The following is a 14047-nucleotide window of genomic DNA, read 5'->3' as shown; positions in this document are numbered from 1 at the left end:
TGGCGTGGGGTGTGACCGGTTTCACATGACAGGCATGATGCGCGAAAGCCCGGACCCGGCATGACCCGCCCGCCCGCCCGCACCGGACCGCCCCCCGAGGTCGCCGCCTTCCTCGACCGTGTCGCGCGGCTGCCCGCCGCGCGCCCGGCGAGCGGGCGGCCCGGCCGGCTGATCTTCACCGTCGATGCCACCGCGTCGCGCCAGCCGGCCTGGGACCGGGCCTGCGCGCTGACCGGGGAGATGTTCCTGGCCACGCGCGACCTCGGTGGGCTGGCGGTCTCACTCGCCTATTGGCGCGGCTTCATGGAATTCGCGGCAACCCCCTTCCTGACCGACGGCGCGGAACTGGCGCGGCGCATGTCCACCGTGACCTGCCTGGGCGGCCAGACGCAGATCCTGCGCGCGCTGCGCCACGCGCTGGCGGAATCCCGTAAGGAGAAGGTCGGCGCGCTGGTGCTGGTGGGCGACGCGATCGAGGAGGATGTCGACGCCGTCTGCCACGCCGCGGGGGAGCTCGGCCTGTTCGGCACGCCGGTCTTCTGCTTCCACGAGGGTGCCAACCCGGTCGCCGCCAATGCCTTCCGCCAGGTGGCGAAGGTGTCGGGCGGCGCCTACGCGCCCTTCGATTCGGCCTCGGCCGGCACGTTGCGGGACCTGCTGCGGGCGGTCGCGGTGTTCGCCGCCGGCGGGCGGACGGCGCTGGCGGCCTTGCCCGGCGCGACCGCGGCGCGCATCGCGGGACAATTGCCCGCTCCGAAAGGTCGCACATGACCTGGGTCGCGCTCGGTGCGCTGGCGCTGCTGGTGGTGATGGTCGCGTTGCGCGGCTTCGCCACCGCCTCGGTCACGACGGTGAAGAAGACGCTCGCCTGGACCGCGGGCGGGCTTGGCGCGGTGCTGCTCGGCGCGCTGCTGTTCAGCGGGCGCGGCATGCAGGCGATCTGGTCGCTCGGCCTGTTCGCGCCGCTGCTGGTGCAGGCCTGGCGGTCGTGGCGCACGGCGCGCACCTTCTCCCGCGGCGGCCAGGCGAGCCCGGGCCAGGAAAGCCGGGTCGAGACCGCGACGCTCGAGATGGTGCTGCACCACGACAGCGGCCGCATGACCGGCACGGTGAAGCGCGGGCGGTTCCAGGGTGCCGACCTCGCGGATCTCGACCTGCCGATGCTGCGCGCCCTGATGGCGGACTGCGCCGCCGAGGACCCCGACAGCGTGCCGCTGCTGGAAGCGTGGCTCGACCGCAGCCACCCCGACTGGCGCGACGGCGCGCCCCCGGCGGCCGAGGACGGCCCGCTCACGCGCGCCGAGGCGCTGGCGGTGCTCGGCCTGGCGGAGGGCGCGACCGAGGCCGAGATCCGCAGCGCGCATCGGCGCCTGATGCGCACCGCGCATCCCGACCAGGGCGGCAGCGCCTGGCTGGCGGCGCGGCTGAACGCGGCGCGGGACCTGCTCGTCGGCGGATGACGGGTGGCGGGTGCGGCCTCTCCGCGGCCTCGGCCCGGATGCAGGCCATGCATGATGCCGTCTCGCCCGATGCCCGCCGCCGCCCCAGTCCTGCCGCGTGGCGGCGGCAGGATGCGCCGATGGAACACGCCCGCCGCACGGCGCTCGCCGCCGCCCTCCTGGTCCTGGCCGCGCCTGCCGGCGCCACGCAGGACGCCGTCGTCACCGGCACCGCCGCCTATCGCGAACGCATCGCGCTGCCGCCGGGCGCGATGCTCGAGGTCGAACTGCGCGACATCTCCCGCGCCGACGCGCCGGCGCCGCTGATCGCGACCGTGCGCGTGGACCCGGCGGGGCAGGTGCCGATCCCCTTCGCGCTGCGATACGACCCGGCGCGGATCGACCCACGCGGACACTATGCCGTCTCGGCTCGGCTGCTGGTGGATGGCGTGGTGCGCTGGCACACCGACAGCAACCATCTGCTGCCCCAGGGCGGGTCCGGCCAGGGCGTCGCGTTGCAGCTGGTGCGCGCCGCGGCGCCCGGGCCGGCCGGCGCGTGGCAGGTGCGCGAGATCGGCGGCCGCGCCGTGCCCGCCGCGATCCCCGCGACGATCACCTTCGACGGCACCGGCCGCGCCCACGGCACCGGAGGCTGCAACCGCTTCAACGGCGGCTACGAAGCCGATGGCCCGGCGCTGCGCTTCGGCCCGGCCGCGCAGACCAACATGGCCTGCGCCGAGCCCGCGATGGACCAGGAGGCGCGCTTCCACGCAGCACTCGCGCGCGTGCGCACCTGGCGCGCCGATGGCGCGACGCTGCTGCTGCTGGACGAGGCCGGCGGCGTCGCGATGCGCCTCGCGGCCCAGCCGGGCTGACGCGCAGGCGCTGCTTTTGGGGGCTTCAGCGCGGTCGCGTCACGATTTCGGCGCCTGGCTTGCCGGGGCGGAAGCGGTAGACCTTGCCGGCCCAGGCCCCTTCCGAGCATTCGCCGCGCATCGCGAGGTCACGCCGCGCCATGGAGCCGGCATCGTTCCAGTCCTCCATCAGCCCGTCATTGGACATGCTGCCCAGCCAGAACAGGCCGCAGGGGCCGGGCTGGGCGGTATCCGATCCATAGACGGTGACATCGAGCAGGTCGGCGATGCCATGGCACAGTGCGGCGCCGCTGCGCGGGGCGGGCAGCGCATCTGTCGGGCTGCCGCCGGGGTTGGTCACGATCCAGCAGGCGCGCAGTTCGATCGACGGATCCGGCCCGCCGAAGCGCCCGGCCAGCGGGCGCAGCTTGCGCAGGTTCCAGGCGCCGATCCCGTCCTTGCCGAGCTTGATCCACCAGTCGCCCTCGGCGCTGTGCCCGCTGTGGCAGATCATGATGAGCCGGCCGATCGGCACGGCGGCCGCGGCATCCGCCAGGCGACCTATCACGTCCTCGGTGCTGAGGTCGCTCTTGTGATGGGCGAGGAAATCGAAGCGGCCCGCATTCTCGATGCTGGTGCCGATGCGCGTGTCGAGCACGCGGTAGGTTGCTGGTGCGGCCATCATGCGCTCCGTTCGCCACGGTGGCATGATGGCCCGGTCCGGCGGCCGTGGCTGTGACGCGCTTCACCCTGCGAAGCGGGCGAATTCCTGCGCGAGGTCCTGGTAGATCACGCGTTTGAAGGCGACCGCCATGTCCGGCAGCGCGGCCAGCGGCGCCCAGCGCCAGGCGTCGAATTCCGGATGCGGGTCGAGGTCGAGCCGGATGTCGGAATCGGTCCCGGTGAAACGCAGCGCGAACCATTTCTGCCGCTGCCCGCGATACTTCCCCCCCAGCGCCTTGCCCACCAGGTCGGGCGGCAGGTCGTAGGTCAGCCAGCGCGGGTGTTCGGCCAGGATCTCGGCGCGCGCGGTGCCGACTTCCTCCTCCAGTTCGCGGAAGACCGCGATGGCCGGGTCCTCGTTGTCGTCGATGCCGCCCTGGGGCAATTGCCAGCCGCCGGGCGCGCCTTCGGCATTGGGCAGGTCGGCGCGCCGCGCCACCAGCACCAGGCCGGCCGCGTTGAACAGCACGGCGCCGACATTGGCGCGATAGGGCAGCAGGCTGGTCATGGGGCGCTCGCGGGCCGGACGGCGGGGGTCTCGGTGCCGGTCGCCTCGGGGCGGCGGATCAGGGCGGAGACCGGGGCCAGCACCACGCCACGCTGGTCGAGCCCGACGGCCCAGGCGGCGATGCCCTCGACCAGCACGGGGGTGGGCGCACCGGCGAGGCCGAGCGCGCTGCCCCGTTCGCGCGCCAGCTGTTCGAGCTCCGCGAGGCGGCGGTCGATCTCGTGCCGCGTGCGCGCCGGTTCGTCGAGCACCACATCGACCCCGCGCCCCCAGGCGCGGGATGGCGAGGGCGCGCCGGGCCGCGGGTCGACATACAGCAGGCCGCGGCGGAACAGCGCCTCCTGCACGGCGGCCATCGCCTCGGGCAGCGCGGCGAAGCGTTCCCCCCGCATGCCAGCCACCACGCCGATGGCCCCGACATAGCCCTGGAAGCGCGCCAGCGACCAGTCGAGCTGGTCGAGGTTCTCGGCCATGCCGCGCCCGGTCAGCAGGGCGCGGTCGCCGGGGTCGTTCAGCGGGTAGCCGGTGGGTTCGAGCGGGATGGCGATGAGCGTTTCCATGCCCCGTTCGCGGGCGCGTTCGGCGGCCTGGGCCGGGCGCTGCGCATAGGGCGAGAGCGCCAGAGCCACCCCCGGCGGCAGGCGGCGGATGGCGTCGTCGGTGGCGCTGGCGGACAGGCCGATATCGGCCACGACGATGCCGATGCGCGGGCGGGTGTCGCGGCGGTCGAAGTCGCGGCCGTAGGTGCGGATGGAGGTGCGGCCATCGGCGCCGATGCGCGGCACCGTGCCGTGGCGCCCGGCTTCCTGCAGCGCCGGGTCGGGCGGCGTGATCGGTCGCGGCGCGGCGCGCGGCGCGGCCGCGACCGGGGCGAGGGGGGGCGGTTCCGGCGCGGGCGGCGGGGTGGCCGATGGCGGCGGGGCTGGCGCCGCGGCGGTGGTCGCCGGCGCGGCGGGTGCAGGCAGGTTGGCCGCAGCGGGCGGGGACGTCGCGGCGGCTGGCGCGCGTGCTGGCGTGGGCGTTGCTGGGGGACTGTCGGGCGGAGCGCCGCCCGGCGTGGGCGGCATGGCCGCGGGCGGCGTGACACCGGTGGGCGTCGCAGCCGGTGCCGCCGCCGACGCCGGCGGCGTGGTGCCTTCGCCGGTCGCTGCGGGGCCGGTTGCATGTGATGCATCGGCGCCGGGTGGCGCCGCGGCCACGACGGGCTCGGCAGGCACCGGCGGCCCGAGCCTGGCAAGGATTGCCGCCCCGCCGCCCACCACGACCGCCACCACCGCCCAAGCCAGCCCGAGCGCCCGCCAGCCTGGCACGCGCATTGGCGGGCGGCCCCGGTTCGGGCTCAGCGCGCCGCGCGGCGCTGCGCGGCCGGCAGGGCGGCGATGCCGCGCAGCAGCTGGACCGCCTGCTGCAGCTGGTGGTCGGTCTCGGGCTTGGTCGGGTCGAAGGCGGCGGCACCCTCGGCCGGCTGGCGCTGCACGCGCTCCAGCAGGTTGGCGGGCAGGTTCAGCGGCGGCGGCGGCGGGGCGGGCTGCTGCGCCGCCTGGCCGGAATTGTCGTTGCGCAGCGCCCGGCGCAGGTCGGCCTCGCGGTCGCGCCGCGCCACCGCGGCGGTGGTGGCGTCCTCGCGCGTCGCGAGCACCTCGATGTCGGGCTCGATGCCGGTGGCCTGGATGGAGCGGCCCGACGGCGTGTAGTAGCGCGCCGTGGTCAGGCGCATCGCGCCATTGCCCGGGATGGGCATGACGGTCTGCACGCTGCCCTTGCCGAAGGACTTCACGCCCATCACGACGGCACGGCGGTGGTCCTGCAGCGCGCCGGCGACGATCTCGCTGGCCGAGGCGGAACCGGCGTTGATCAGCACCACGATGGGCAGGCCCTGCGCGATGTCGCCCGCGCGCGCGTTCCAGCGCTGGGCGTCTTCCTGGCGGCGGGCGCGGGTGGAGACGATCTCGCCCTGTTCGAGGAAGTCGTCGGAGACCTGCACCGCCTGGTCGAGCAGCCCGCCCGGGTTGTTGCGCAGGTCGAGCACGATGCCCTTGAGATTCGCACCCGCCTGCTGGCGCAGCTGCTGCATCGCGCGGCGCATGGCCGCTTCGGTCTGTTCATTGAAGGACGACAGGCGAATGTAGCCGATGTCGCCGCCTTCCATGCGGAAGCGCACGACCTGCGGGCGGATCACGTCGCGGGTGATCGACAGTTCGATCGGCCGTTCGGCGCCTTCGCGGCGGATGGTGATGCGGATGGCGGTGCCGCGCTCGCCACGCATCTGCTCGACCGCTTCCTGCAGCGACAGGCCCTGCACGGAATTGCCGTTGAGATGCGTGATCAGGTCGCCCGGGCGCACGCCGGCACGCGCCGCCGGTGTCTCGTCGATCGGCGAGATGACCTTGATGTAGCCGCCTTCCTGCGACACCTCGATGCCGAGGCCGCCGAACTCGCCGCGCGTCTGCACCTGCATGTCGCGGTACATGCGGGGGTTCATGTAGGACGAGTGCGGGTCGAGGCCCGACAGCATGCCCTGGATGGCGTTCTCGATCGCGTCGCGGTCGTTCACCGGTTCGACGTATTCGGCGCGGATGCGCTCGAAAACGTCGCCGAACAGGTTCAGCAGGCGGTAGGTTTCTGCCCGCCCGCCTTCCTGCGCGCCGGCGCCCATGATGGGGCCGACCAGGGCGCCGGCCACGAAGGCCGCGCCCACCGCCGCGTAGGTTCCGGTCCTGCGCCGCATCCGAATTCCTTCCTTCCGCATCGCCGAGGGCCCGATGGCCCGGCGCGAGTCCCGATCCTACAGTGCAACGCGGACCAAGGTGCAGCCTCATTCCGCGCAGATACGCACCCGTTACCTTGGCCGCGCCGGGGCGCGCCCGTCAGCCGGCCCCGGGACGGCCCGCGCCGAACCAGCCACGCGGGTCCACCGCCTGCCCGTCCCGCCGCAGTTCGAGGTACAGGCGACCGCGCCCGCCCTCGGTTTCGCCGACCACACCGACCGGTTCCCCGGCCAGCAGACGGGTGCCGGTCGTGGTGTCCAGCCGGCCGAGGCCAGCGATCACGACATGGTGCCCATCGGTGCATTCGACAATCAACAGCAGGCCATAACTTCGGAAAGGACCGCTGAACGCCGCCCGCCCCGGGCAGGGGCTGACCACCCGCGCGCCGGTCGCGGCCTGGATGGTCTGGCCGCGCGCCGGTCCGCCCTCCGCGGCCTCCCCATAGGCACGCAGGACCCGCCCGGCGACCGGGGTGACGCGCGCGGCGGCAGGCGCGCCGGCGACTGCCGCCGGTTCCGGAGCGGGGGCGGGCGGGGGTTCGGGCAGCGGGCGGCCGGCGCGGCGGGCGGCGCGTTCCTCTCGCGCGCGGGCGGCGGCCTCGGCGCGATCGCGCGCGGCCTGGGCGGCGGCTTCTCGCGCGCGGTCGCGTTCGATGCGCGCCAGCATCTCGGTCAGGTCGGCGGCGCGGGCCAGCGCCTCCTGCGCGCGGCGGCCGGCCTCGCGCTCGGCCTGGCGGGCCTCTGCCTCGCGGGCGCGGGCGGCGGCGATCTCGCTGTCCAGGGCGCGGGCGGCGGACAGCGCCTCGGTGCGCGCGGCAGCAACGATGGTGGCCTCGACCGCGGCCTGCCGGGCCTGGCGGGAGGCCTCCTGGTCGGCTTCGCGCAGCGCTTCGACATCGCGGCGCACCTGGCGGGCGACGCCCTGCAGCACCAGCACGCCGCGCAGCGCTTCCTCGGGCGGCAGGGGCACCGCCAGCAATGTCTCGACCGGCCACAGCGAGAGCCGGCGCATGGCGGGCATCAAGGGCGCGAGGGCGGCGGCGCGGCGTTCCACCTCGGCGCGGGCGGCGATGGCGGCGAGGCTTGCGGCGCGCTCGCGGTCCTGCGCCGCCTCCAGCGCGGCATCGGCGCGCTGGGCGCGTTCGGCCATGGCGACGCGCTGGCGGGCCAGGCCGCGTTCGAGTTCGGCGGCCTCACGCGCCAGGCGGGCGGCGTCGGCGGCGGCGGCGCGCTCGGCCTCGGCGGCGCGCCGCGCGTCCTGGATGGCCTCGCGCGTCGGTTGGGCGAGGGCGGGCGCGGCCGAGAGCGCGCAAGCGAGGCCGAATGCCGCGAGGCGCATCGGGCGGGCGGCCGTGCCCTGGCGGGCCGTGTGGCGATCCGGATGCGCCACGCCGGCCGCCATCAGCGCGGGTCTGGCAGCGTGGCGGCGCGGCGCGTCACGCCCGGTGCCATAGCGCCGCGCAGCGTCGGCCACGGCCACGCAATGCGGGCCGGGCCATGTCGCGGCCGCTTGCGGCTATTCGGCGGCAACCTGGGCCGTCCCGTCGCGCAGCAGCGACCGCCCGGTCATCGCGGCGGGCTGCGGCACGCCCAGCAGCGCGAGCAGCGTCGGCGCGATGTCGGCGAGTCTTCCATCGGCGAGCGCCGCGCCGGCGGGACCGCCCAGCAGCAGGGCGGGGACCGGGTTGGTGGTGTGCGCGGTGTGCGGCCCGCCGGTCGCGGGGTCGCGCATCAGTTCCGCATTGCCGTGGTCCGCGGCGACGAACAGCGCGCCGCCGGCCGCACGGATGGCATCGGCGATACGACCGAGGCCGGTGTCGACGGCTTCCACCGCCTTCGTCGCGGCCGGCAGGGAGCCGGTGTGCCCCACCATGTCGGCATTGGCGAAGTTCAGCACGACCAGGTCGTAGGTGCCGGACGCGATGGCGGCGACCGCCTTGTCGGTCAGTTCCGGGGCCGACATCTCGGGCTGCAGGTCGTAGGTCGCGACCTTGGGGGAGGGGACCATGATGCGGTCCTCTCCGGCATAGGGCGTCTCCTCGCCGCCGTTCAGGAAGTAGGTGACGTGGGGGTATTTCTCGGTCTCGGCCATGCGCAACTGCGTCAGGCCGGCGGCGGCGACCGCCGCGCCTAGGATGTCGGCCATGGATTGCGGGGCGAAGAGCGCGCGAAGAAAGGGATTCAGCGCATCCGAGTAGTGGGTCATGCCCACGGCGTCGCAGAATTCGGGAGTGCTCGGCCGCGGGAACCCTTTGAACCCGGGATCGACCAATGCGGTCAGGATCTCGCGCACGCGGTCGGCGCGGAAGTTGAAGCAGAGGATGCCATCGCCGCTTTTCATCCCGGCGTAGTCGCCGATGGCGGTCGCGGGGATGAATTCATCCGTGACGTCGCGCGCATGGGACGCCGCGATGGCCTCGGTCGCCGAGGCGGCACGCATGATGGGGCTGGGGGTGTCGGGCTTGAAGGGCGGGTAGGGACCGGCGCCGTAGGTCATGACCTCCCAGGCCTTCGCGACCCGGTCCCACCGGTTGTCGCGGTCCATCGCGAAGTAGCGGCCCGTCACGGTCGCGATGCGCACGCCGGGCAGGCCGGCGATGTCGGCTTCGAAGCGTGCCATGAAGCCGGGGGCGGATTGCGGGGCGGTGTCGCGCCCATCGGTCCAGGCATGGATCGCGACCGGGATGCCGGCGGATGACAGGATGCGCGCCAGCGCCACCGCATGATCCTGGTGCGCATGCACGCCGCCAGGCGAGAGCAGGCCCATCAGGTGGCAGGTACCCCCCGTGCGCTTCAGCGCCGCGATCAGCCCGGTCAGCGCCGACAGTGTGGTGATCGATCGATCGGCGATGGCGCTGCCGATGCGCGGCAGGTCCTGCATGACCACGCGCCCGGCGCCGATATTGAGGTGCCCGACCTCGGAATTGCCCATCTGCCCGTCCGGCAGGCCGACATCGGCGCCGGAGGTGCGCAGGAAGGCGTGCGGACATTCCGCCCATAACGCATGGAAGGCCGGCGTGCGGGCCTGCGCCACGGCGTTGTCCGCGGCCTCCGCGCGCCAACCCCAGCCGTCGAGGATGACGAGCATGACGGGGCGGGGGCGGGTGGCGGACATGGCGCGGGTCCTTCGGGTGCTTGGGGCGGGATTAGCCCCCGGCGCGCTCCGCCCGCAAGGCCGCGACCTCGGCGCGCAGCGCACGGATCTCGTGCAGGAGCGTCACCTGGTCGGCATGCGCGGCCGATGCCGCGGCATCCGAGGCCGCCTGCGCGGCCGCGGCGTCGGCGCTGGTGCGTTCCTCGCGCAGCGTCTGGATGCTCTCGACGATCACGCCGATGAACAGGTTCAGCACCACGAAGGTCGCGACCACCGAGAAGGGAATGAAGAACAGCCAGGCGAGCGGCTGCTTCTCCATCGCCTGGCGGACGATGTTGCCGAAATCATCCATCGCCATGAGCTGGAACAGTGTGAACAGCGAACTGCCCAGGTCGCCGAACTGTTCGGGCAGATCCTCGCCGAACAGCTTGGCGCCCATCACGGCAAACACGTAGAAGATCAGCACCATCAGCAGAACGATCGAGCCCATGCCGGGGAGTGCTGCCAGCATTGCCTCGACCACGTTGCGCATGGACGGCACCACCGACATCAGCCGCAGCACGCGCAGCACGCGCAGGGCGCGCAGCACACTCAGCGGCCCGGTCGCGGGCATCCAGGCGATGCCCACCACCACCAGGTCGAAGATGCCCCAGGGGTCGCGGAAGAATCGGCCGCGGAAGGCGTAGATGCGCAGCGCCAGCTCGGCGGTGAAGGCCCACAGCAGCGCGGTGTCGATCGCGTGAAGCACGCCGCCCCAGGAGGCCATGACCGCGTCCGAGGTCTCGAGCCCCAGCGTGACGGCGTTCAGCAGGATGAGCGCGATGATGGTGCGCTGGAAGGGCACGGACATGACCATGCGCGCGACGCGCGCGCGCGGCGTGTCGTCCGCGTCCGCGGCGGTCAGGGCTTCCTGCATCTGTTGCGATTCCCGCTGGTGTCCGGTGCGGGCGCCACATAGGGCGGCGCCGCGCCGGGCTCAAGCCGCCGGTCAGCCCAGGATCAGTGCGGGCACGCCAAACACATGGCGGTGCGCGTGCAGGAAGCCGGCCCAGGCCACCAGCCCGATCAGCGGGGCGACCCAGCCGATCTCGCGCACCACCAGCCGGTTGCGCCCGGCCAGGATGGCAGCCCCGGGAATGATGGAACTGGCCGCCGCGAAACCCGGCCAGGCGTCGGGGTGGCGCTTCGCCATCTTGGCGTCGATCGACGGCATGCCCGCCACCGCCGTGACCAGGAAGGCGCCGAAGAAGACGACCGCGGCGCTGTCACCATTGCCCAGTACGTGCACCGCTGCCCAGATCGCGAAGGCATTGAGCATCGGGTGGCGCGTGACGCGCTGGATGCCGCGCGGCCCCTGCGCCAGCAGCGCCGCCCCGCCCATCGCAGTGGGGTTGCCGATCAGCGAACACGCGAACAGCACGAAGGCGGGCAGCATCACGATCGCGAGGATCCAGCGCAACCAGGCGGGGGCGAACCATAGCGGCGTGGTCCCGGCCCCTTGCCAGGCCTGCACCAGCAGCACGATGGCGCCGACGGAGGCGACCGAGAAGCCGACCGAGAAGACGCGCTCGCCCACCCGCGCGACCAGCGCGTCGCGCAACGCCGTGCCCGAGACGCCGATATGCACGAACACCCAGAGCACGGCCGCGAGGATGAGCAGGATCATGGGCGGCAGTCTCGCCGCCGCGCCGTGACCGCGTCCAGCCTCGTCGCGCGAGGCCTGCGTTCGAACTCATCGCGCGATGCGCGCGTTCCAAATCATCGCGCGATGCGCGCGTTCCAAATCATCGCGCGAGGCGCGCGTTAGACCTCATCTGGCGAGGCGCGCGTTCCACGCTATGGCCGCCAGGCGCGGTGATAGGGGTGGTTCTGCCGGATCGCCTGCGCGCGATAGAGCTGTTCGGCCAGCATCCCGCGCACCAGGAAATGCGGCCAGGTCATGGGGCCGAGGGCGATCCGGTGCTCGGCCCGCCCCAGCACGGCGGGGTCGAGGCCCTCGGCGCCGCCGATCAGGAAGCAGGGCGCACGGCCCGCGTCGTCCCAGCGGGCCATCAGGGCGGCGAAGCGGGCGCTGTCGGGCTGCTCGCCGCCGAGGTCCAGCGCAACGCCCAGCGCATCCGCCGGCATCGCGGCGAGAAGCGCAGCACCCTCGCGCCGGCGGATCTCGGTCGCGGAACCACGCGCTTCCGGGATTTCGGTCACCTCGGGCGGTGGGCGCAGCCGAGCGGCATAGTGCGCATACAGCGCTGCCTCCGGCCCCGGCTTCATGCGCCCGACCGCGAGGATCCTAGCCGGGCGTGGCGTCGGCCGCCCCCGGGCTTTCCGGGCCCCACATGCGTTCCAGACGATACAGTTCGCGCGCTTCGGGCCGGAACAGATGGATCACCAGGTCGCCGGCATCGATCAGGACCCAGTCGCCGGAGGCCTGGATGTTGTCCCGGCGAAGGTGCAGGCCGGCATCGGCCAGCGCCTTGTCGAGGTGTGTCGCCATGGCCTGGAGCTGCCGCTCGACGAGGCCGGTCGCGATGATCAGGCGGTCGGCATAGTCGGCACGGCCGGTGACATCCAGCAGGACGATGTTCTCGGCCTTGTCGTCCTCGAGCGACTTGATTGCGGCGTCGACCAGCAGGGCGAGCCGGTCGGGGGCGAGCTTCTCGCGCTTCTTGGTGCGGGTGGGGCGCGGGGCGGCAGGCTTCGCGGCGGCTGCGGCTTTCGGCGTGGTCGGCGCCTTGGCGCCCGACGCGGCCTTCGGCGCGGCGGCGGCCGGCTTGCTGGCGGCGCGGGAGGCGGCCTTGGCGGGGGCTTTCTCCGTCGTCGACGCCTTGGCCACGGCGCGCGCCGGCGCCTTCGCGACCTTCGCGGTCGCCGGTTTCGGCACCGCGGCCGAGGCCTTGGGCTCGGCCGACTTCGCCGCCGCGGGCGACGCCGCCTTCCGTGAGGGCGCCTTCGGCGCGGCAGGCTTGGGTGTCGACACCGCGACGCGTGGCGCAGTGGCCTTCGGCGCTGCGGTCTTGCTCCTGGGCGAGGCGGCCTTCGCTTTTGGCGCGGCTGCCTTAGGCGCGGCCTTCGCCTTCGGCACGGCAGGCTTGGGTGCGGTCGCCTTCGCCTTCGTCGCGGCGGGCGTGTTGGTCTCGGTCTTCGGCGTGCGGGCTATGGCCCCCTCCTGTCGCGCGGGCCGCCCCAGGCCCTCGCCGCGCGGATGGCGGTGGCGGAGGCGGCGTGCTCTCGGGCCGGAACCAAGCACCAAGGCGCGTGCGGCGCAAACCTTTCCGCGCGAGGCGCGTCGCGGGCGCCTTCGCTGCGCACCTGTCCCGGCGCGCGGCGATGCCGGCGAAGCGCCTGCGCTGCCAGACCCTTCAGCGCGGCCCGCGTGAAGCTCGGCCGCGGCAGCACGGCCAGCGCCGTGCGTCGCGCAATCCCGCGCCAGCCCTTCCAGCGCGGCAGTTGCAGCAGGTTGTCGGCGCCGATCACGAAGGTGAAGTCGGCACGCGGAAAGCGCCGGCGCAGCAGGCGCAGCGTGTCGGCGGTGAAGCGCGTGCCCAGCGCGCGCTCGATGTCGGTGGCGATGACGCGCCGGCCATCGGCGATGCGCCGCGCGGAGGCCAGGCGTTCGGCCAGCGGCGCCATGCCGGCCCTGGGCTTCAGCGGATTGCCCGGGGAGACGAGCAACCACACCTCATCCAGCCCGAGCGCACGGCGGGCGCATTGCGCGACATGCAGATGCCCCTCATGCGCCGGGTTGAAGGACCCGCCCAGCAGGCCGATGCGCCGCCGCCGGGAGTCGCCGAAGCGGCCGGGTGTCACCGCGTGCGGACGCTCACGCTGACCGGCGCGGCCGCCAGGCCTTCGTAGCGCACGGTATAGGTGCGACCGGCCTCCAGCGGCAGCGTCGGCGAATACCCCGCGACCGAGATCACCTGCCCTGCCTCCAGCCGCTGCCCGTCCTGCGCCAGGCTCTCGACCAGGAAGGCGACGACGTTGAGCGGATGGCCGAGCGCCGCGGTGCCGGTCGCACGTGCGCGTTCCTGCCCGCGGTCATCGACCATGGTCACGACCATGTTCGCCAGGCGATCGGCGAAGGCCTGCGTCGCCTCGACCGGGATCGGCGTGCCCATCACACCGAGGCGCGCGCCCACGTTGATGGCGAGCAGCTGCGGCCCGGTGAAGCCGCCGGTCAACACCAGGTCCGGCAACTCGATGTAAGGGATCACGGCATCGAGGTGGCGCAGGATCGCGACATGGTCGCGCCCCGCGTCGTTGATGCCGGCGTCGCGCACGCGCACCAGGAAGTCGCTCTCGATCACCGGCACGGCGCCGAAGCGGGCCGGCACCTCGGCGCCGTCGCGCAGGCTGACGCTGGATTCCATGAGGATGCCGCGCAGCGGCTGGTTCACGCCGAAGCGTTGCTGGACGGGTGCACTGGTCAGCCCGACCTTGTAGCCGACGATGCTGCCCCAGCTCGGCACCAGCGCCGCGACCAGCCGTTCCTGCGCGCAATGCCCCTCCTCGATCGTCGCCAGGCCCCGGATGGGTGGCGAGGGGCGGTTGGCGATGAGCGCCTCCGCCAGGCTGTCCATCGCGGCCTGGGACGGGCAGGCCGCCTGCGCCGTCACTGGCAGGGCGAGCAGGGCAGCGAACAGCATTCGGCGCATGGGGTCGTTC

Annotated in this window: 15 protein-coding genes; 3 read left to right on the top strand and 12 right to left on the bottom strand. The window is 73.7% G+C overall.

The window, feature by feature from the left end; all coding sequences use genetic code 11:
* The first annotated feature begins 60 nt into the window (after positions 1-60).
* The 3 genes from MWM08_RS20265 to MWM08_RS20255 all read left to right on the top strand — a co-directional run bounded on the left by MWM08_RS20265 (position 61) and on the right by MWM08_RS20255 (position 2314).
* Positions 61-771, top strand: coding sequence for a VWA domain-containing protein (locus MWM08_RS20265; RefSeq protein ID WP_244408323.1), 711 nt, complete (start codon positions 61-63; stop codon positions 769-771).
* The gene (locus MWM08_RS20260; protein ID WP_244408322.1) at positions 768-1460 is read left to right on the top strand and encodes a J domain-containing protein; all 693 of its coding nucleotides are present in this window, start codon (positions 768-770) and stop codon (positions 1458-1460) included. The genes MWM08_RS20265 and MWM08_RS20260 overlap by 4 nt, the downstream gene beginning before the upstream one ends.
* A gap of 119 nt (positions 1461-1579) precedes the next feature.
* Positions 1580-2314: a YbaY family lipoprotein gene (locus MWM08_RS20255; protein WP_244408321.1), complete on the top strand. Its 735-nt coding sequence runs from the start codon at positions 1580-1582 to the stop codon at positions 2312-2314.
* 25 nt (positions 2315-2339) lie between these two features.
* On the opposite strand, the gene MWM08_RS20250 is transcribed toward MWM08_RS20255, so the two are convergent.
* From MWM08_RS20250 to MWM08_RS20195, 12 genes are all read right to left on the bottom strand, one after another.
* Positions 2340-2975, bottom strand: a complete 636-nt coding sequence (locus tag MWM08_RS20250; protein ID WP_244408320.1) for a hypothetical protein — start codon at positions 2973-2975, stop codon at positions 2340-2342.
* A gap of 63 nt (positions 2976-3038) precedes the next feature.
* The gene (locus tag MWM08_RS20245) at positions 3039-3524 is read right to left on the bottom strand and encodes an RNA pyrophosphohydrolase (protein WP_244408319.1); all 486 of its coding nucleotides are present in this window, start codon (positions 3522-3524) and stop codon (positions 3039-3041) included.
* Positions 3521-4840, bottom strand: coding sequence for a divergent polysaccharide deacetylase family protein (locus MWM08_RS20240; RefSeq protein ID WP_244408318.1), 1320 nt, complete (start codon positions 4838-4840; stop codon positions 3521-3523). Before MWM08_RS20240 ends, MWM08_RS20245 begins: the two co-directional genes overlap by 4 nt.
* Positions 4841-4863: 23 nt before the next feature.
* Positions 4864-6252, bottom strand: coding sequence for a S41 family peptidase (locus MWM08_RS20235; RefSeq protein ID WP_244408317.1), 1389 nt, complete (start codon positions 6250-6252; stop codon positions 4864-4866).
* Positions 6253-6391: 139 nt separating this feature from the next.
* The gene (locus MWM08_RS20230) at positions 6392-7765 is read right to left on the bottom strand and encodes a murein hydrolase activator EnvC family protein (protein ID WP_244408316.1); all 1374 of its coding nucleotides are present in this window, start codon (positions 7763-7765) and stop codon (positions 6392-6394) included.
* Positions 7766-7807: 42 nt separating this feature from the next.
* Positions 7808-9406: a 2,3-bisphosphoglycerate-independent phosphoglycerate mutase gene (gene gpmI / locus MWM08_RS20225; protein ID WP_244408315.1), complete on the bottom strand. Its 1599-nt coding sequence runs from the start codon at positions 9404-9406 to the stop codon at positions 7808-7810.
* Positions 9407-9437: 31 nt separating this feature from the next.
* On the bottom strand, positions 9438-10301 hold the full coding sequence (locus MWM08_RS20220; protein WP_244408314.1) for an ion transporter: 864 nt from the start codon (positions 10299-10301) through the stop codon (positions 9438-9440).
* Positions 10302-10373: 72 nt separating this feature from the next.
* The gene (locus MWM08_RS20215) at positions 10374-11051 is read right to left on the bottom strand and encodes an NnrU family protein (protein WP_244408313.1); all 678 of its coding nucleotides are present in this window, start codon (positions 11049-11051) and stop codon (positions 10374-10376) included.
* Between the two features lie 170 nt (positions 11052-11221).
* Complete coding sequence (locus MWM08_RS20210; RefSeq protein ID WP_255751416.1) at positions 11222-11671, bottom strand: 23S rRNA (pseudouridine(1915)-N(3))-methyltransferase RlmH; 450 nt, start codon at positions 11669-11671, stop codon at positions 11222-11224.
* Position 11672: 1 nt separating this feature from the next.
* Positions 11673-12464 carry a ribosome silencing factor gene (gene rsfS / locus MWM08_RS20205; RefSeq protein ID WP_244408311.1) on the bottom strand — a complete coding sequence of 264 codons (792 nt, stop codon included), beginning with the start codon at positions 12462-12464 and terminating at the stop codon, positions 11673-11675.
* Between the two features lie 71 nt (positions 12465-12535).
* A complete protein-coding gene (locus tag MWM08_RS20200; RefSeq protein WP_244408310.1) occupies positions 12536-13189 on the bottom strand; it encodes a nicotinate-nucleotide adenylyltransferase in 654 nt (217 codons plus the stop codon).
* Complete coding sequence (locus tag MWM08_RS20195; protein ID WP_244408309.1) at positions 13186-14037, bottom strand: 2-keto-4-pentenoate hydratase; 852 nt, start codon at positions 14035-14037, stop codon at positions 13186-13188. The genes MWM08_RS20200 and MWM08_RS20195 overlap by 4 nt, the downstream gene beginning before the upstream one ends.
* Positions 14038-14047: the final 10 nt, after the last annotated feature.

This window comes from Roseomonas fluvialis, from assembly GCF_022846615.1.
Lineage (GTDB): Bacteria > Pseudomonadota > Alphaproteobacteria > Acetobacterales > Acetobacteraceae > Neoroseomonas > Neoroseomonas fluvialis.
This window is presented reverse-complemented; position numbering and strand designations above follow the sequence as displayed.